Annotated in this window: 14 protein-coding genes; 2 read left to right on the forward strand and 12 right to left on the reverse strand. The window is 60.9% G+C overall.

What is annotated here, in order from left to right; genetic code table 11:
- Window positions 1–26 precede the first annotated feature (26 nt).
- Window positions 27–962: an exopolyphosphatase gene (locus C7S18_RS03755; RefSeq protein WP_106890286.1), complete on the reverse strand. Its 936-nt coding sequence runs from the start codon at window positions 960–962 to the stop codon at window positions 27–29.
- Window positions 963–1,248: 286 nt separating this feature from the next.
- Between C7S18_RS03755 and C7S18_RS03760 the strand changes: the two genes are divergently transcribed.
- A complete protein-coding gene (locus C7S18_RS03760; RefSeq protein ID WP_106890287.1) occupies window positions 1,249–1,737 on the forward strand; it encodes an NUDIX hydrolase in 489 nt (162 codons plus the stop codon).
- A 21-nt stretch (window positions 1,738–1,758) separates the two neighbouring features.
- On the opposite strand, the gene C7S18_RS03765 is transcribed toward C7S18_RS03760, so the two are convergent.
- The 11 genes from C7S18_RS03765 to C7S18_RS03815 all read right to left on the reverse strand — a co-directional run bounded on the left by C7S18_RS03765 (window position 1,759) and on the right by C7S18_RS03815 (window position 16,591).
- Entirely contained in the window at window positions 1,759–3,669 is a 1,911-nt protein-coding gene (locus C7S18_RS03765; protein ID WP_106890288.1) for a CASTOR/POLLUX-related putative ion channel, read from the reverse strand.
- Window positions 3,670–3,775: 106 nt separating this feature from the next.
- Window positions 3,776–4,402, reverse strand: coding sequence for a DUF2238 domain-containing protein (locus tag C7S18_RS03770; protein WP_106890289.1), 627 nt, complete (start codon window positions 4,400–4,402; stop codon window positions 3,776–3,778).
- Window positions 4,399–5,757, reverse strand: a complete 1,359-nt coding sequence (mgtE, locus tag C7S18_RS03775) for a magnesium transporter (RefSeq protein WP_106890290.1) — start codon at window positions 5,755–5,757, stop codon at window positions 4,399–4,401. The genes C7S18_RS03770 and mgtE overlap by 4 nt, the downstream gene beginning before the upstream one ends.
- Window positions 5,758–5,870: 113 nt before the next feature.
- Window positions 5,871–7,130: a polysaccharide biosynthesis protein gene (locus tag C7S18_RS03780; RefSeq protein ID WP_106890291.1), complete on the reverse strand. Its 1,260-nt coding sequence runs from the start codon at window positions 7,128–7,130 to the stop codon at window positions 5,871–5,873.
- Window positions 7,127–8,092 (reverse strand): NAD-dependent epimerase/dehydratase family protein, encoded by a 966-nt coding sequence (locus C7S18_RS03785; RefSeq protein WP_106890292.1) that lies wholly within the window; start codon window positions 8,090–8,092, stop codon window positions 7,127–7,129. The genes C7S18_RS03780 and C7S18_RS03785 overlap by 4 nt, the downstream gene beginning before the upstream one ends.
- The gene (locus C7S18_RS03790; RefSeq protein ID WP_106890293.1) at window positions 8,089–9,285 is read right to left on the reverse strand and encodes a glycosyltransferase family 4 protein; all 1,197 of its coding nucleotides are present in this window, start codon (window positions 9,283–9,285) and stop codon (window positions 8,089–8,091) included. Before C7S18_RS03790 ends, C7S18_RS03785 begins: the two co-directional genes overlap by 4 nt.
- A gap of 91 nt (window positions 9,286–9,376) precedes the next feature.
- The gene (locus C7S18_RS03795) at window positions 9,377–10,708 is read right to left on the reverse strand and encodes an FG-GAP repeat domain-containing protein (protein WP_170113086.1); all 1,332 of its coding nucleotides are present in this window, start codon (window positions 10,706–10,708) and stop codon (window positions 9,377–9,379) included.
- A 117-nt stretch (window positions 10,709–10,825) separates the two neighbouring features.
- A complete protein-coding gene (locus C7S18_RS03800) occupies window positions 10,826–13,321 on the reverse strand; it encodes a hypothetical protein (RefSeq protein WP_106890295.1) in 2,496 nt (831 codons plus the stop codon).
- A gap of 15 nt (window positions 13,322–13,336) precedes the next feature.
- Window positions 13,337–14,497: a hypothetical protein gene (locus C7S18_RS03805; RefSeq protein WP_146151739.1), complete on the reverse strand. Its 1,161-nt coding sequence runs from the start codon at window positions 14,495–14,497 to the stop codon at window positions 13,337–13,339.
- Window positions 14,498–14,636: 139 nt separating this feature from the next.
- Window positions 14,637–15,194 carry a hypothetical protein gene (locus C7S18_RS03810; protein WP_106890297.1) on the reverse strand — a complete coding sequence of 186 codons (558 nt, stop codon included), beginning with the start codon at window positions 15,192–15,194 and terminating at the stop codon, window positions 14,637–14,639.
- Between the two features lie 11 nt (window positions 15,195–15,205).
- Window positions 15,206–16,591, reverse strand: a complete 1,386-nt coding sequence (locus tag C7S18_RS03815) for an O-antigen ligase family protein (protein WP_106890298.1) — start codon at window positions 16,589–16,591, stop codon at window positions 15,206–15,208.
- Window positions 16,592–16,903: 312 nt separating this feature from the next.
- On the opposite strand from C7S18_RS03815, the gene C7S18_RS03820 reads away from it, so the two are divergent.
- Window positions 16,904–18,097, forward strand: coding sequence for a glycosyltransferase family 4 protein (locus C7S18_RS03820; protein ID WP_106890299.1), 1,194 nt, complete (start codon window positions 16,904–16,906; stop codon window positions 18,095–18,097).
- The last annotated feature ends 140 nt before the right edge of the window (window positions 18,098–18,237 follow it).

Genomic DNA, 18,237 nt, shown 5'->3' on the forward strand with positions numbered 1-18,237 from the left:
TTCGGGCACGGTTGCGCGAACCAGAATCAGCCTTCGGCGGTAATCGCCGCGATCAGGTCTACCTTGATCTGATCGGCATCGTCATTGGCCACTTGGCAAGTACCGGCCGCAGCATGACCACCGCCGCGATATTTGAGGCAAAGCTCGCCGACATTGGTCTTCGAGCTGCGATCAGTGATTGACTTGCCAATCGCGAACACGGTGTTTGACTGCTTGACGCCCCACATCACATGCATGCTGATGTTGCACTGGGGAAACAATGCATAGATCAAGAACCGGTTTGTCGCAAAGATGATGTCCTCGTCCCGGAGATCGAGCACGACCAGATTGCCATGCACGTTCGCACATCGCTTGATCTGGGCTTCGGCCAATGGTCGATGGTGCGCATACAGCTCACTGCGCTCCAAGACGTCTGGAAGACTGAGAATCTGCTCGATGCTGTGATCCCGGCAGTATTCGATCAACTGCATCATCAATTGATAATTGGACACGCGGAAGTTCTTGAACCGACCGAGCCCGGTGCGCGCATCCATCAGGAAGTTCAGGAGCACCCAGCCCTTGGCATCCAGAATCTCATCAATGTTGTACTGCGCCGAGTCGGCCCGATCCACTTCGTCCATCATGGTTTCGGACACGCGCGGGAACGCGGCCTTGCCACCGAAGTGGTTGTAGACAATTCGGGCCGCTGACGGCGAATGTGGATCGATGATGTGATTGGCGCGGCGCGTATCGAGCCGGCTGGTTTCGCTCAGATGATGATCAAACGCCAAATGGCAGCCTTCGACATAAGGCAGATTGGTGATGATGTCGCGCCCGGTGATCGGAATGCGCTGATCCTGCATGTCCTTCGGGTGCACGAAATCGATCTCGTCGATCAGGTCGAGCTCTTTCAAGAGCACGGCACAGACCAGACCATCGAAGTCGCTGCGGGTAACCAATCGGTACTTCTTCTTATCGTTCATGCATGCCGGCCCCATTCCATCACCCCGAGTCTAACCCGCGGTTTTCCTTGGCTGCAATGGAGCCCAGAAAGGGGCGATTGGCGGGCAGACGCCAGTACTAGAGCGCACTGTCACCCGATGATGGCGGGGGAATTATCAATATTAATCAAAAGGATAGGGGCAATGTTCAGCGCTGGTCAGGTGTGCTTTAAAGGCTTGTAACCCGTTTGCGCGTGCTCCCGGTGCCCCTGTTCGACGTGACCGTAGATCGGCTATTTTGCGTGCTTTATCGCTTCCGGCGTGCCTCATGCCTTATACCCCGATCGTTGCCACCCTGGGTTACGTCCTCACCCCAGATCGAAAGCGTGTGCTGTTGGTCCACCGCAATGCCCGCGCGCACGATGAGCATCTGGGCAAATACAACGGCTTGGGTGGCAAGTTGGAACCACTCGAAGACGTGGTTGCCGGCATGCGCCGGGAGATTTGGGAGGAAGCGCAGTTGCAGTGCACGGCGATGAGTCTGCGCGGCACCATTTCCTGGCCCGGCTTTGGCAAGAATGGCGAGGACTGGCTTGGCTTTGTGTTTCTGATCACCGAGTTTGTTGGTGAGGCCCCTACGCGCAACGAGGAAGGCGATCTGGAATGGCAGCCGATTGAGGGCATCCTCGATTTGCCCATGTGGGAAGGCGATCGCTACTTCCTGCCGCTGGTGTTCGACCAGGACCCGCGTGCGTTCCATGGCGTCATGCCCTACGCCAACGGCAAGCCGACCGGCTGGTCTTACAGCCGGATCTGACTTAAAGACCGGCCGTGTCGCTCAGTCTTCCGCGAGCACCACAATACGGTCTTCGGCGGCAAATGTGATCTTGTCCGACTTCTTCGGATTCACCTTCACGCCGTAGCCCTGATCCTTGTCGTTCGAATGGCGCACGATGCGATAGCCGATTGCGGTTTCGCCGCGTTCGGCGGCGCTTTCCAGCACCGTGTAGAAATCGACGGGCACACCCGTGGCGACATAGTCTGCGATCGAGCGGACGTAGATCTCAGAACCCTCAGCCGAAAACAGAATCTTGAACACCTTTTCCAGATCCTTGTTCTCGGAGAGCTGCGCGAGCATCAGGCTGACGAGTTTGTCGCTGACGATAAAGTCATCGGCCTTGGCGACTTGCGCCAACGCGCGATTCCGAAGGTCCATCATTTCGCTGACGATGCTCATATCCACGTTCTTCTGATCGGCAATCGCGCGGAGATGCAACAAGGTGATCAATGTCTGCGCATCTGCTTCCTGAATTGGCAGATGCGAGTAGCTCATCAGAATGATGTGATCAAACGTCTCGGGGTTCAGCGCTTCGAGCACTGCCCGATTGGTGATGTCGTTGTCGGAGAAACGCACCTTCATCTTGCCGAGCGACTGGGTCAGCGTAAACAGCTGGTCGCGCGCGCCATCGCGCTGGCACACGGCAATCAGCTCAGAACCCGGCGCCACATAGTTGTCCAGTTCCCGAACAATCGCCAGGGCTTTTTCGTTCCAGCCCAGGATCAGTGTGCGCTCGGGCTTGGTCTCGGGCTTCTTGCCCTTGCGCATCGCGGCAATGTCGGCTGCTGGTGACTTGCCTGAGTTGACGACCACCGTATCGTCGTCCTCGCTGATCGCGATGACCTGGTCGTCAGCACGCATGCGAGTGTCCATCGGTGGATTGATCAATACCTCGCCATCGGCACGCATCAGCCCGATCACGGCGGATTCTTCGAAACTGGCCAGCGTCTCTCGGTAGGTCTTGCCATCGAGTTCGGGCAAGTTCTGAAAGTAGATTTCGGCGCCATCAAAATCGAGCAGTTCGGTGTACACCACGCTGAGGCCAGACTGTCGGCAAGTTTGGGCGGTGACCCGTGCGATCAGGTCTTCGCCCTGCACAAAGATGGCTTCCTGCCCGCCTACCAAGCGCGCAGCTTCCATGTTGCGTTCTTCACGGATTTCGGCGACGACGTGATAGGGCTCGGGTTTGCGATTCGGATTATTGGTGATCGCCAATACCGACTTGATGACATGGATATCCGGATTGTCGGCCTCTGGCGCCAGCACGACGATCGATCGGGCGCTGTGTGGATCAACCACTTCCAGATCGTCAAGATCGAGCGGATTGCCGCTCCGGCAAATCACGACAGTGCGGCCGGTGGACTCGAACTTGGCGCGGATATCGTCTTCCATTTCGACCTTGTCGCGGTCGGCCAGAATGACAATGCGCGGCTTCTTCTGATTGCTGTTCGCGATGATCAACTCACCGATGATCGAGTAGATTTTGCTCGACCAGCCGAGGATCAAGGTGTAGTCGTGTTCCAAAACACGCGAGCGGCCTTTGCGCAGCTCATCGAGCTTTGCTTCCATGCCGGACGTGATGGTACCGATCAGAATACTGACGAGGAAGATGCCAACCAGCGTGACCACGAACATCAGGATGCGTAAAGGCCAGCCGGCATCACCAGCCAGATTGCCAGAGTCCAGCGCGTGCATCAGGCCTTGCCAGGCACCCTCGATCAATGAATAGCTCGATGCGGGGTCGTCCGGATTTTGCCGGATGCCGAAAATGCTGAGGGTCAGCGCCGCAATGACCACGATCACGGTCGATGCAAGTGCCAGCCAGCCAATAATGGCGATGGTGCCTTTCGACAACGTATTCTCAAAGCGATAGCGCAGTTGATCACGCCAAGTGACCGGATGTTTCGGCATGGTGCAGCCCCGTCAAAGTATCCAGCTGATGCTAACGAGTCGTACGTGGCCTTCGCAATGCCTTCACGTTGTGGCTGCGAGCCGAGCTGCGCGGATAATGTCCCATTTATTTGGTGGTCGGTGTGCCCGGGCCGCGACGCAGCCAGGGCCACCAGAGCAGCGCACCAAGGCCGGCCAGCGCCATGTCCTTGTGGGCGTCCCACCAATCACCCTGCTGGCCGTTGTAAGCCTCCGCGTCTGCGGGATCGAGCAGGACGGCGACGAGCCACTCCAGCCATTCATACGCGAGGCTGCTCATCAAGATCAGCGCGAAGGCCCGCCAGAACGGGGCGCTCGGTTTCACCACGGAGTATGCGCGCGCCCGCTCGACCAGACCCGGTGTCAAACACAGGCCATACAGCAGATGCACCAGTCGATCGAAATGATTGCGCTGCCAGCCGAACAGCTCGGCAGTATTGGTGTTCAGGACGGCCATGAGCCAAGCGTCATACGGCACGTTGGAGTAAAGCCAGCGCGACGCGAGGCAATGCACCATGATGAACACGGCGAACAAGGCAAATGCACGCAGGCTTAGTTGCCGCGTTTGAATCAGCCAAATCATCAGGCCCAGGGCCACCACAGTTAGTGAGCTGTGTAGCGCCTGCTCAAATGGCCAGATTGGCGCGAGCCAACTGAGTCCAAACGCCAGCAACGTGAGCGTAAACCACGTCCATTGGGCGGAACGCAGCGTCATAGCAGAAACGCTGTACCGAGCCCCAGGAACGCGAGAAATCCGATGCAGTCGGTAACGGTCGTGAGCACGACGCCGCCAGCGAGCGCCGGATCAATGTCGAGGCGCCGTAATAGCAGCGGAATCATGACGCCCGATGCCGCTGCGGCCAGGAGGTTGATCGCGATGGCAGCGGCGATGACGAGTGCGAGCCTGAGATCGCCAAACCATAGCCCCGCCGACGCCCCTACGACAATCGCCCAGATCACGCCGTTGAACCCGCCCACCATCATTTCCTTCGACAACAGCGCCATCGCATTACTGGCGCTGACCTGGCCGAGCGCCATGCCGCGGACAATCAGCGTCAGCGTCTGGGTGCCGGCAATGCCGCCCATGCTGGCGACAACCGGCATCAAAATGGCCAGTGCGACGACTTGCTCCAATGCGATTTCAAATCGACCAATCACGAATGACGCGAGAAACGCGGTCAACAGATTGATGCCGAGCCACAGGGCGCGCTTCCGGGTCGCGCGCCGCACCGGCGCGAACAAATCCTCTTCTTCGTCCAGACCGGCCATGCTCATCACGTTGTGATCGGCTTGGGCGCGGATGATGTCGACCATGTCGTCAATGGTGATGCGACCGAGCAGCACGTTGTTGGCATCAACGACTGGCGCCGAGATCCAGTCATGGTCGGCGAAGCTCTTGGCAACCGTTTCGGCTTCGGCGGTGACGACGATCGGGGCTTGAGAATCGTCGATGAGTTCGTTGATAGGCGTGTCGAGTTGGGACGTGAGCACGCGGGTGACGGCCACGCGGCCCAAATATTGGTTGCGTCGACTGACAACGTAAAAATGGTCGGTGTGATCCGGCATTTCGCCACGCAGGCGCAAATAGCGAAGCACAACGTCGATCGTCACATCGGGACGCACGGTGATGATGTCGGGGTTCAGCAAACGGCCGGCGCTGTCCTCTGGGTACGAGAGTGCTTGTTCCAAACGCTCGCGATCGGTCCGATCGAGCGACTTCAGCACGTTCTCGGTGACCGTGTCGGGCAGATCCTCGAACAGGTCGGCAAGGTCGTCCAGATCGAGCGACTCAGCCGCCGCGACGATTTCCTCGTCATCCATGTCCTGAAGCAGGCTCTCGCGAACCTCCTCGTTGCAATGGACGAGCACCTCGCCGTCGTCCTCAGAATCGACCAAGCCCCAGAGCATCAAGCGCTTTGTGGGCGGCAGGGCTTCTAGCAGGCTGCCGATCTCAGCGGGGGTCAGTGTGTTGACCAGCCGGCGCACCGGCCCCAGGCGCCCGGAATCGAGCGCTTGCGACAGCGTTTTCATCTGGCGCGCAGTCTTGTCCAGGGCAGCAAGTTCGGCCATGGCAGGTCTCCGGTCGTTGGCGCCACGATGGCGACAGGCTCAATACACTGTCGGGCTGCGCAACGCCTGCATCCCTGACATCGGGGGCGCGAGTCCCTCTGCGCTTCCACCTATTATCGGGGTTCGATGTGTCGCGAAAAAGTCCTGCGGAGCTCAGGCTGCATCAGGATCAGCAGAATGCCCGCAATCGTCGGTACCCAGGCCGCTGGCACGGCGGCAAAGACCTGCCACTGGTTGGTCCCAAGCGTAAAGATCAGCGCTTGGGCGACCAGACTCAGGAATTGGGTCGTGATCAGCACACGCCAGCGTGCCGTCTGGATCAGCCACGCCCCAACGGGGCCCATCAGCACCGTGCCGGCTAGTGCGAGCCAAAGTTGGCGAAACAGCTCCGGCCAATGTGCGCCCAGTTGATGTTGGTGGAGCCACAGGGGCAATACCCAGGGACTGAGCCAGGCGAGCCCCAGGCAAGGCAGCGCGAGCAGTGCATGGGCCTGCCAATAGTGGCGCATCGCATGGGCGCTGCCGTCGGCGCGTGACAACCGCGGCAGCAGGCTTCGCTGCAGGGGCATCTGCAAGCTGAGATACGCCGCGAACGGGATCGCGATCAGCGCATACAACGCAAACTGCGCCGCTGGCAGGGTTGCCGCAAACCAGAGCCGGTCAAGCTGACTGCCGAGCAAGGTCAAAAACGCCGAGAGCGCGGCGAGACTGAGTTCCGGCACGCCGGTAACGGGTTCTGTGGCCTGGTCGTTTCGAAAGCGATCTTCAGCGGCCAGATCGCCGAGCAAGCGCCGCCGGTTCAGTTGCCATTCCACGCCCGCGCCGATGACGAACCCGAGCAGGTAGAGACTGGCAGCGGGCTCGATGAACAGCATGAACGTGGTCGCCAGTGCGTGCTTCAGGAGCAGAAACAGCGCCGATCGGAACCCCGCGCGCCATTGCGCCTGCCGCGCATTCCAGAAACCCGTCGCGCACGCATTCAGCACCTGAAACTGAAACACGGCCGCAAGCAGCAGCAGGCTGGCAAAATCCATCGGTAGCTGGGGTCGCAACTGCTTGCCAACAGCGAGCAGGAGTGCCGCCATCGCGGTCAGAATCAGCGCCGCCTGCCGATAGCGTTGATGGAAGTGCAGATAGTGGGCCACGAGTACGGGCTTTGGAAGATCGCGGGCGAGATCGCGAAGCAGCAGGGGGCCGAATGCAAGATCGAGTGCAAATAAGAGCGCGTGCAAGCTCCAGGCGAACGCCACCACTGCCCAAGCGTCCGCGCCGAGCACCTTGGCTTGCCATGGGATCAGGATCAGCGTCAGTAACAGCACGAGCAGCTGATAGGCATAGCCAGGCATGGCCTCCCACCAGATGCGACGAATCATGGTTGCTCGGTCCGCTGTCTGGCCGCAATCGTTGCGCGGAGCCCCTGCTGATGTGAATACGGGGCAAGATAGCCCAGCCGGGCGAGAAGGCTGGCATCGACCGGCGTGCTGGCAAGAAACTTGCGCACGCGATCAACGGAGATCGTCGGTTTCTGCCTGCAAAGATGTGCCCACGTCTGGGCCAAGAACCCGAGCAGATAGGCCGGCATTTCGGGCAGCCGTATCTGGCGGGCCGGATCGCGTCCAAGTTCAATCCGGATCAGGCGCATCCACTCGTGCATCGGAATCGGCGGCAAATCGGCGACATTGTGTATGCGGCAGCCCGGCAGCTCGGCCAGATCAAACAGACTCGCGGCGACGACATTGCCGACAAATGCCACCGCCTTGACTTGCTGGCCGGATCCGATGGCACGCATGCGTGGGCGGTCGAGCTCGTCGATCAGTCGCTTCATATTGCCATGATGACCGGGGCCATAGACCACCGACGGACGCAGGACTCGGGCCGAACGCACGGTCGGTTGTTCGGCCTGCCACGCCACAATCAGCTGCTCTGCTGCGAGTTTGCTGCGGCCGTATTCGTTCAGCGGTTTGGGGTCGAGATCGGACTCCACGGCAGGTCCGGCGCCGTAAACCGACACCGAGCTGAAATGCAGCAGTCGCACCACGTTGGCAGCGCGCATGGCGTCAAGCAGCACGCGGGTCCCGTCGACATTCGTCTCAGCGTAAAGGTGCAGGGGCGAGACATCGTCCGCGTGCACGGCGGCGAGATGGATCACCAGGTCAACATCACGTAGCGCCTGTTCGACCAGGTTGGCGTCGCGGATATCGCCGAGCAGGCAGGAGTCCGGGAAGCTGACACTTGACCTGAGATCGAGAATGCGAATGCCATGCCCGGCGTCGAGCAAAGCGCGACAAAGATGCGTGCCAATGAAGCCGGAACCGCCGGTGAGCAGGATGTTCATGGCGTGCCACCAGTCTGCGCGGCGCGATAGTGCTGCAGCAGCGCCTGACCCAGAGCCGTTGGATCATGGTGGGTCCGCAAATAGTCTCGGCCAGCTGCGATCAGGCTTGCGGCCAAGGTTGGTTCCCGAACCAGACGATCGATTGCGGCGGCAAAATCAGCAGCGTTGTCAGCCAGCAACAGGTGTTCGCCGTGGCGGACCGACAGACCTCGTGCAGCCACCGAAGTGGCGACCACGGGGAGTCCGCGTGCCCAGGACTCAAGAATGCGCATGCGGATGCCCGAGCCGGCAAACAGCGGCAACGCGGCAATGGCATCTTGCGGAAACAGTTTGGCGGAATCGCTGGGCACGGGCTGGACGTGGACATTGCTTGGCCAGTCAGCATGGCCGTTTGGTGCGAACACCGTCAAGCGCAACTCGGGCGCCCGTTGCTTCAGACACGGCGCCAATTCGCGAACGGCCCAATCGAATGCTTGTTGGTTTGGACCCCAGCCACGGCTGCCGGGCAGAACGATCTGAAGGCTTGGCGATTCGGTGTTATCGGCGGGTAGTTCCGCTGGAAACGGCACCGTCCAGGTATGAATACGATGCTCCGATCCGGGGGCAGCAAGCGCCTGCAGTTGCGCCGCATCGACTGGGGTGATTGCGAGGTTGCAGGCGGTCTGCTTGAGCAGGCGCCGCTCGGCAAGGCGCAGACGGCGCGCCTCGGCGCGTAGCAACGGGCGCAGCCAAGCTGGCGCCGGCCAATCGGCCCAGAGTTGGGACTCCACATTCTGCAGGCGCAGCACCACAGGAACGGGCCAGGGTGGTGGCCCAAGCATGGCCATGCTTTGCAGGCATTCGACATGAATGACGTCGGGTCGAAATCGCTTGATGAGGCCCGGCAGTGCATGAGCCAACGCCGGGTGCGCGTGCCGGGCGAGGCTGGTCGCCCGACTGGTTACGAGTGCCTGCAAGGCGGCAAGCAGCCAGGGCTTTGGCGTGCTTGGGACCAGATCGGCACCCAGCATGGGCTGCATCGCGTCGATCCACGCTGATCGCTGCGCCTGCTCAGCCGGATGCAAAGGCGCGAGCAAATGCATGATCGCGCCCGCTTGATGCAACGACTGGATGGTTTGCCAAAGTGCGAGTCGGCCACCATCCAACGGCGGCCAAGGGCATTTGCTGGCGAGAATCAACACGCGAACTGACATGCGGACAGCGATCCCTACGATCCAACGTCGTCGTCAGCATACGACCTGGCCGACGGGGGCCATGGGATGCATGGGGCCAACGCAAGGATTGTCACGGTGCCACGACGTTGAAAGCCGCCAAACCGCCGCTGTTAGGGCAGCGCCCCAGGCCCGTGACGTCGCCATCGCTCGCATAGCTGACCACGATTTCAGACGCGGGGTCGCCATCGATATTGGCCAGTTGCATTTGCCAAGCCTGGCAATCGCGCAGCGGTTCGGGTGGCTCGGCCACCATGGCCGTTCGCCAAGTTGCGTTGCCGCGACGATTCGGATGCTCGACCAGCACCCGGATGCGCCCACTCCGGTGCACCGCCAGCAGTTCGAGCCGTGCATCGCCGCCGATGTCGGCGGCACGGACAGCCACCATGTCATCACGACCCGGCTCGGACCAAAGCGTCTGACTGCGATCGCCAAGCCCCGCTTGAAAATCCGTTCGCACAAGCGTGGCACAGCCGCTCGCGACCTGATCAATCTGTCCGGCAAACAGCATGCTGGGCACGCTCTCGGCGTCGAATTGAACGCGTTCAACGGCATGCACGGCGAGTTGTTCCGGAAGCGATCGCAACTCCTGGCTATTCAAGTCGGTGCCAAAGCCTATGTGGAGCAGGCGGCGGTTGCCAAAAGCCTCGGTGCCGGTGATCGCTTCGGGCCAACGGTCACCGGTGACATCGCCAACAGCGAGGGCATTGGCCCAACCTGACACGGTGTTTTTGACATCGCGTTGTTCGAAGAACCCGCCGCGGTTGAGATACAGCCGCAGCATCTCCCGCGTGCTCCGATCGATCGCACCAAGTGCGGGGCCTTCGTTCGTCGCGAGCAGATCCACGAGCCCATCGCGGTTCCAGTCGATAGCGGCAATCGCCCGGGACCCGAAGATGGGCTGCTCAGGGTGCGCCGAAGGCGGGGTCATGACAAGTCCATCGCTCCACGGCGCAAAACTGTTTCTGCCTTCGTTGATCAACACAGCAACGCCCCGAAGATGGGCACTCAAGGCCACATCCAAAACATTGTCACGGTTGAAATCGGCTACCGCGACGTCGCCGTAGTCAAACGGCAACGGCGGCCAATGCGCGGACATGTCGAGCTTGAATCGACCGGTTCCGTCGCCGAGGAACAGATTTGGCTGGAAGTTGCCTTTTCGCGCCGGACCATGAATCAGATCCACGTGACCATCGCCATTCAGATCGGCGAGTTGGAAGCCGTCACGCCATTGACCTCGAAGCGGCAAGCCGGAATCGATCCACTGCAACGAAAATAACGGCCGCTTCGTTAGTCCGCCAATCGCCCCACACGTCGATGCCGAACCGTCTGGCTGTACCGAGCGGTGACTGCAGCCGGCGAGGGCGATGGTCAAGAGCGTCAGCACGAATGGGGTTCGGAGCATGCGGAGAATTCCTGAAAGAGTGGCCATTGTTTCCTGAAGCCGTGTGAGCGGGCAAGAAAAAAGCCCCGAGGCGGGGCTTTTTTCGGCCTCGATCTGAAGACCGAGGGTTACCAGTGATCAGGCCGACTGGCGTCGGTACAGCGCGAGCCCAGCAATCCCCATCAGGCTCAGAACCAGCACGAGCAGGCTGATCGGGGACGCGGCCGGAATCGGATGACCCAAACCACCGTTGACCTGATTAGCGGCGAACTCGTTCGTATCGCCAGCGCCCCCACAACCCGGGTCGGCCGGGTAGTCGATAAAGCCATCGCCGTCGTTGTCCTGGCCATCGGAGCAGGCTGCCAAAGTCGCCGACGCAAACTCGCTGCCATCGGTGGCGCTGCTGCAGCCCGGATCGGCCGGGAAGACTATGCCAACGCCCGTGAAATCAGCCAAACCGTCATTGTCGTTGTCGATGCCGTCCGAGCATTCTGGTTGTTCGGACGGATCGGTTGCCGAGGCGCAGTTCGGCGATGCCGGGAAGTCAGTCAGACCATCACCATCGTTGTCGATGCCGTCGTTGCATTGCTGACCCTCTTCCGAGTTCTGCGAAGCGCTCGCGCATTGCGGGTCGTTCGGGAAGTCAATCAGGCCGTCGAAGTCGTTGTCGAATGTGTCGTTGCATTGCGGACGCTCGGTCGTGCTGGCGGCCGATGCACAACCTGGGTCGGCTGGGAAGTCAATGAGCATATCGCCGTCATTGTCGAAGCCATCATCGCATGGACCAAAATTCTCGGCGTCATCGGTGCTGCTCGAGCAACCTGGGTCGTTCGGGAAGTCGATCAGACTATCGCCATCGTTGTCGATGCCATCGATACAGGCCGGGTTGATTTCGTTGTTGTCATTCGGACTGGTGCAACCCCGATCGTTCGGGAAGTCGGTTTGACCATCGCTATCGTTATCCAGGCCATCACTGCAGGCTTCCGCGGTTTCGCTGAAATCGGTAACGCTGGTGCAGCCTGGGTCGGCCGGAAAGTCGACCAAGCCATCGGTGTCGTTGTCAAAGCCGTCCAGGCAGGCGGCGCTCGATTCTGTTGGGTCGCCCGGGAAATTGCAGAGCGGATCAAACGGGAAGTCGATCAGGCCATTGGCGTTATTGTCGAAGCCGTCCGAGCACTGGTTGTTGTTAGTGAATTCACTGTTGTCTGCAGCGGTCCGGCAGTTCGGATCGGCCGGAAAATCCGTGAACATATTGCCGTCATTGTCGAAGCCATCCGAGCATTCGGTCACTTCAAACTCTTGGAACCGGCTTGCGCAACTGGTGTCGGCCGGAAAATCGGTCTGGCCATCCAAGTCATTGTCAAGGCCGTCCGAGCAGGCAGGATTCTCACTATTGCTGTTGGCGTTAAAGCACCCAGCGTCCGCTGGAAAATCGACCAAGCCATCACCGTCGTTGTCGAGCCCGTCTGAGCACGCACCGAATGGGAAGATTGCTCCCGGCGAACCGGCGGAATCATCGAAGGCCGTAGCAGGATACATGCTCGCTTCAGCGCTATTGCCACCATCAAACCCATTGGTATACGCAATGTGGCTGGCGAAACCCTGGCGCTTCGGAATACCCGTAGTCCGAAAATCGTAAACCACATTGCCGGACACGACCGAACCAATCTGCGCCAAATACTGCGTTGCGCGACTCAGCGTGTTGGCGTTGACGAAGGTTCCGGTTGGCTGTTCTTCATGATCGAAAATCGTTCCGATGCCGTCGGGAATCTGCGGGCCGCTCGTGCCACAGGCGAACGGGGCCGCGAGGCCCGGATCGCGCCAGACAATCGCGGCGGTTCGATTGATCGAATTTGGAACCGTTCCAGGGATGTTGCTGATGCGGGCCGAGTACATGTTTGGCAGTGGCTCGCGATTGTTTGCCGCGCCATTGCCCGCCATCAGACCATAAAACGTGTCACCGCTTGCAACGCCCGCTTCAATGCTGACCAGCGCATCACCGTAAGCATTGCCTGACCCAGAATTGATGAAGGCGTATTCGCCAAACAACACATTGTTGTTGCTGGCAAGACCGAGACCGCCATCAGCGAAGTATCCAACCGACGTTGGGAACACGGTGTTGCTGGCTGTGCAGGTATTAGCGGCGTCGATGGTGACGAAACCGCGTGCCGACCCTTGCGTATCGCTCGCACATTGCCCACCCAGCAGGCTGGAGGCCTGTCCGGACAGGGCATTGCGAAGCCCCAGTGTTGTGGTGGCACTGAGCGCTGCGTATGGGAGGACGCCAGTGCAGGAGCCGACACCGCCTGCGGTCGAAGCCGGTAGCGTGCCATTGACCAACAAGTCGCGCAGATTGACTTCGACGGTGCCATTGCCATCGAGGCGAATATCGAACCCGAATACCGGCACGCCGCGGTCCGACCACAGGGTGACGCGGGCAACCTGCTCGGTGTTGCTCGCGTTGCTGACGGTGAACTGGCTGCGCAGCCCGTTGGTGGTTGACGTGTCCACTTCAAAGTAAGGCGCGAGCAACGTGGCAGCGGGCACGGTATCGAGCGAGCCAATGGCCGCATGGGCGTTATAGAACATGCCGAGCAAACTGAGGCCGGCAATAAGTGATTTGAGCTTCATCATAGGTCTCCGCTGGCCTCAGTTGTTGCCGATCTGGGCGGCTTCGGTCATGTAACCGTAATCCGCATTGCTGGGCGCCGACGTCGGCACCTGACGGACTAGCACCCACGCCTGGCGGGGTGATCCATCGGGAAGATTCAGATTCACATCGAAGCTGCCGAGGGTGGACGACAAGTTCAGCGCTGCGCCACTGACGATGCCAGCGGCATCGGGGAAGAAATTGCCGGTGGCTGCAGGCGTTGTAGCGCCGCTCGCGCTGAATCCGGCTACTTGGAACTGACCGTTGGCCAAATTTGGCCCGGTGCCGCCGCAGGCAAACACGTTTGGAATCGATGTGGGTTGGCGCCAGTAGAGCAACGTGGTCCGAGCCTGCGCGAATTTGCCGCGGAACTCGCTCGGCAGGGGCTCGCGTTGGTCACTCCCATTTGAGCCGGCAAAACCATAAAACGTGGGTGAACCCGGAGCCAGCGTGGATAGTGCTTGCAGATGCACCGCGGATTCGCTCAGCAATCGGCGATTGACGGCGTCAAAAATATGGTAATCAGCGACCAGGACGTTTTGGTTGGTCGCGTCGCCAGTGCCGCCCGGACCAAAGTAGCCCAATTCGTTAGGCCCTCTGACCGTGCAATTGTTGACGGTGTCAATGGTGATGAAGCCCCGGGCGAGGCCATCGCCAACATTGCGCCCGCCGCACTGGCCGGCAAAAATGTCTGGCGCTGCTTGGCCACTCAGGGCGCGGAACAGGTCGGGCGGTACCGAACTGATCGCCCCATCCGGCAGCTGCCCGGAGCACGAGGCAAAATTGATGTCCTGGGAGAACACGCCTTTTCTGCTGATCGTGTTGGTCGGGTCCTGACCGGCCGACGCGGTACGCGGTAGGCCGCCGATCAGGATTTCCCTCAGGTTCAAGGTTTGCTGGTCGTAACCCGTCAGATAAACATTGAATGTGTGGGCTGGAATGCCAACATCGGTCCACAAGGTCACGTGGGCGAGAACTGCGGTAGCCGACGTGTTGTAGATCTCAACCAGCGTGTTGCGCGGGTCGTTGGTTTCCCGGGATACCTCGAAATAGGGCACCAAGATGGACGCCGCAGGCGCCCGGTCAATCGTTCCAAACCCAGCCATTGCTGAGGTGCTGGCCAACAACACGGCCATCGCGCATAACATTCGTCGCAACATGTTCAGTCTCCCACCGTTCCCATTCGATGGGGCGGACGATACCGACAACATGGGATGAATGAAAGCCGAAAATGTGCCGAATCAGGTGAGTCTTGATGGGCGCCTCTTCGTTAGGTCCCGAAAACGAGGGACAGGTTCGTTAGCGGCGTCGTTCCGCAGGCGGTTTCCGGTCAATTGGCTGCCGATACGCATCTGGCATGGGCGGAATTTCGTTTGTCTCGCCCGCGACGAAGGCTTGTTCATAGGCAGCCACTTCGGCCTCGATCTGGGTCCGCATGGCCTTCGGTAGAGTGTTGATGGCGCCAGGCGCAATAAAGGCTGCCCGCAGCATGGCGGCATGGGCACCGTCGTGATCCCCCCGCGCCGCCAGCACGCGACCGTAGTTGACCAGGAGCTCAGGCCGCTCACCTTGCCGCAGCGCCATAACGAACGTCTGTTCCGCCTCGTCCAGGCGGGACAGCATCAAGTAGCCCATGCCTTCGATCAGAATGGCGCGTGCATCGTGCGGTAACACCACGCGCGCTTCTTGAGCCAACGTCAGCATGCGCCGGACCCCGTCCAACGGATCTGCGTCCGGGAGCTGACCGGTGAGTGCGGCTTGCAGCAGCAGATTCGCCTGGAGCAGTTTTTGCTCGCTGCGGTAGGCTTGCCATTCGGGTGCCAGGACGCAGTACCCGAGCACCAAGGCCAGGATCATCCTGAATGGCCTCACGGCGTTTCTCCCAGGCTTCGTGCTTCACCAAGCACCACCGCCCGCCCAAAGGCGAGCGCGAGCAGGGCAGCCAGGATCGGCACGTGAATCGGAAACCAGGCCAAGGCCATGACGGCACCCGCGCACAGCGTGCTGACCACGGCCAGTGTCTCCGGGTCGGCATTGCGCCAAGCCGCCAAGGCACATCGCCAGAGCACGGCAAAGAGCCCGGCCAAGCCGAGCAGCAACGACGGCAGCCCGAACTCGGCCCCCCATTGCAAGTAGTCCTGGTGCGCGTAAACGAAGGCGTTGGCGTTTGGCGGCATTTCCAGGCGCGTGCGCCAAGCCTCTGCCGCGCGTACTCGGAAACGTTGCGAGTCACGGGCGTAGCTGCCTGGGCCGTGTCCAAGCCAGGGCCGCTCGTTGATCATTGCCACGCTGGCCGCGACGGCGCCGAGTCGATAGGTTGTCTTGATCTGGGCGCTCGCGATGGTTTGCATGCCAATACGCGCCAGAACGGGTTGCCGAAGGCTAGGCACCAGACCCACGACAAGCGCTATGACACAAAAAAGCGGCGTCAGCCGCGCAATCCACACCAACCGCCAGCGCAGCACCGCCCAGACCGAACCTCCGGCCGCAGCGGCAATCAGGCTGGTCAACTGCTGGTTCAGCACGATGACCAGCACTGAGAGCAACGCGGCACCAATCAGGCTTGTTCGGCCGAGACCCTTGAACTTGCCTGCAAACGCAAGCAGGGATGGGATCGACAACGCCGCGGCGAGCGACACCAAACCCTCGTTGCCGAGCAAGCCACCGGTGTCAAATCGGCCACCCAGGCGTGCTACCTGAACTGGGGACGGCATGTCGGTGTGTTGCAGCAGCGACAGTAGCGTGTTGGCGAGAACCGCAATCAGCGCAAGAACCCAAACGGTCTTGACGACGTGATGATGTTTGCCGATCCGCATACCCATCCAGATCAGTAGTCCGCCAGTGGCGATGAAGCGTAGGTCGCCCCAGTCTGACGGACCAGGGGCGACCAGGCCTGAGACCACCGCCAGCAGGGCCGCCACGACGAGCAGGATTCGTGGCAGGGCCCGGACTGGGTATCGCCAGAACGGATCTCGCAACGCCCCTTCGATGCGACCGCTGGCGCACGCGGTCGCGATTACCGCGATCCAGGCACCGAGCAGAAACAACAGTCGTTTCGGCGCATCAAAGCCCTGGTCAACCGAGTAGTCCAGCGCAAACGCGCTGCCGAGCAGCACGATGCCAAGCCCGAGCGCCGTGCCTTTCTGCGCCCACGTCCAAGGTTCGCGGTCTGGAATGGGCTGAAGCAATTGCAAAGCGGCGTTGGTGCGACCGCCTTGCGTGGGGCTTGGCTTTTGCTTGCGTGCTTTGGCCATGCGGGTCAACGGACACCGGGTGCGCGGGCGTCGCCGCTACCGAAGATGCGTTGCCGCGGATCAAGTGCTTTGGGGGTCATGTACAAGCGCGGGTTCGTTTCCAGTAGGGCCCTAGGATCGCCCGAGCCGAATTGCCGATGCAAGTGCGAGATCGTGCCGGCGTCCACTAAGACATCGGTGCCAAGGCAGTGGACGGCGGACGCCGACTGCTGAAACACTTGCCGGCCCGGAGTCGGGAGGAAACCAGATGTTGACCTGAGCACTCAGGTGCACCGGCATTCGGCTTGCTGCCGCGACACTTTCGTGCTGTGAATGGACTACCTGATGCGCGTGTTGTTTGTGACTCATCGATTTCCAGGTGGCGCCTACCGCGGCGACCAGATGCGCGCATTGGCACAGATAAAGGCCTTGTCAAAACAGCATGACATCCATGTGTTGTGCTACGAGAGACCGCCTGCCGACGATCCTGCCTGGGCACAACTGCGTCCGTTTTGCGCCAGCCTGACCGCGCTCGCCCGTCCGCGTTGGCGCATGCTCTGGCAAGCCGGGGTGGCGTTATTCGGCGCGCGACCACTGCAAGTCGCCATGTTTGACTCGAAGCGGCTGAATGAGGCGGCGGAGCGACTGATCACAGCGCATCGGATAGAACTCATGCACGTGCAGCTGGTGCGGTTGGCGGGCGTGCTTGACGTGCCGCGATCGGTGCCCGTCGTGCTCGACTTTGTCGATGCCTTGTCACGCAACATGGCATCCCGGTCGGAGCAGGAGCCCTGGTACCGACGCTGGCTGTTCCAGCTTGAGGCCAGACGATTGCTGGCGATCGAGCGGGACGCGCTGGCCAAATCGGATGGCGCGGTCATCTCAGCGGCGGCTGACGCGCGTGAAATTGCCCAAAGTGGATCGCTGGCGATCGCCGCCAACGGGGTCGATATCGACACGTTTCTGCTTGCGCCCACAGCAACGCGCCGAGACGGGCTGATCTTTCACGGCAATTGGGCGTATTTTCCGAACCAGCATGGCCTTCGCTGGCTCCTGGATCAAGTCATGCCCACCATCTGGGCCACCCATCCGGACCTGTCGCTGAAACTCGCTGGCGCCAATTCCGAGGCCATCCCGAGTTGGGCCCGGCGCCCGGGCGTCCAAATTCTGGGGCGGGTCCCCTGTGTGGCGACCGTTCTGAAACAGGCGCAGGTGGCCGTGGCGCCGTTGCAAACGGGCTCCGGCCAGTCTCTGAAAATTCTGGAATCCATGGCGGCTGGGACGCCGACGGTCACGACGAGTCGCGCCGGATCTGCGGTTGACGCCGAGCCCGGCCGGGACTTTCTGGTCGCTGATTCGGCGCAAGCATTCGCTCAGCATATCCTCGACCTGTTGGCGAATCCGGTTCGCAGCCAGGAACTGGCGTCAGCCGGCTGCCGACGCATCGGCGAGCGCTATGCCTGGGCGCGCAGCCACGACATCTTGGCAACGGTATGGGACCGCGCGCGGCGCCATGCCAAGGGCTGATCAGCCTTCGATGGCCTGCCACAATGCGCCGACCGCCAGGATGGCTCACGCCCGGGCCTAGCCCGAGACAAGGGCCAGGTCAATGCGAACAGCGCCTGACGACGCCATTTGGCCGCAACACGCAGGCTAGCCAAATGCCG

Origin of the sequence: Ahniella affigens, assembly GCF_003015185.1 — a bacterium.
Classification (GTDB): Bacteria; Pseudomonadota; Gammaproteobacteria; order Xanthomonadales; family Ahniellaceae; genus Ahniella; species Ahniella affigens.

What these genes read in the sequence shown, in the direction of transcription:
- C7S18_RS03755 (WP_106890286.1), bottom strand. Translation starts at nt 962, where the DNA reads ATGAACGATAAGAAGAAGTACCGATTGGTTACCCGCAGCGACTTCGAT.
- C7S18_RS03760 (WP_106890287.1), top strand. Translation starts at nt 1,249, where the DNA reads ATGCCTTATACCCCGATCGTTGCCACCCTGGGTTACGTCCTCACCCCA.
- C7S18_RS03765 (WP_106890288.1), bottom strand. Translation starts at nt 3,669, where the DNA reads ATGCCGAAACATCCGGTCACTTGGCGTGATCAACTGCGCTATCGCTTT.
- C7S18_RS03770 (WP_106890289.1), bottom strand. Translation starts at nt 4,402, where the DNA reads ATGACGCTGCGTTCCGCCCAATGGACGTGGTTTACGCTCACGTTGCTG.
- mgtE (WP_106890290.1), bottom strand. Translation starts at nt 5,757, where the DNA reads ATGGCCGAACTTGCTGCCCTGGACAAGACTGCGCGCCAGATGAAAACG.
- C7S18_RS03780 (WP_106890291.1), bottom strand. Translation starts at nt 7,130, where the DNA reads ATGATTCGTCGCATCTGGTGGGAGGCCATGCCTGGCTATGCCTATCAG.
- C7S18_RS03785 (WP_106890292.1), bottom strand. Translation starts at nt 8,092, where the DNA reads ATGAACATCCTGCTCACCGGCGGTTCCGGCTTCATTGGCACGCATCTT.
- C7S18_RS03790 (WP_106890293.1), bottom strand. Translation starts at nt 9,285, where the DNA reads ATGTCAGTTCGCGTGTTGATTCTCGCCAGCAAATGCCCTTGGCCGCCG.
- C7S18_RS03795 (WP_170113086.1), bottom strand. Translation starts at nt 10,708, where the DNA reads ATGCTCCGAACCCCATTCGTGCTGACGCTCTTGACCATCGCCCTCGCC.
- C7S18_RS03800 (WP_106890295.1), bottom strand. Translation starts at nt 13,321, where the DNA reads ATGATGAAGCTCAAATCACTTATTGCCGGCCTCAGTTTGCTCGGCATG.
- C7S18_RS03805 (WP_146151739.1), bottom strand. Translation starts at nt 14,497, where the DNA reads ATGTTGCGACGAATGTTATGCGCGATGGCCGTGTTGTTGGCCAGCACC.
- C7S18_RS03810 (WP_106890297.1), bottom strand. Translation starts at nt 15,194, where the DNA reads ATGATCCTGGCCTTGGTGCTCGGGTACTGCGTCCTGGCACCCGAATGG.
- C7S18_RS03815 (WP_106890298.1), bottom strand. Translation starts at nt 16,591, where the DNA reads ATGGCCAAAGCACGCAAGCAAAAGCCAAGCCCCACGCAAGGCGGTCGC.
- C7S18_RS03820 (WP_106890299.1), top strand. Translation starts at nt 16,904, where the DNA reads ATGGACTACCTGATGCGCGTGTTGTTTGTGACTCATCGATTTCCAGGT.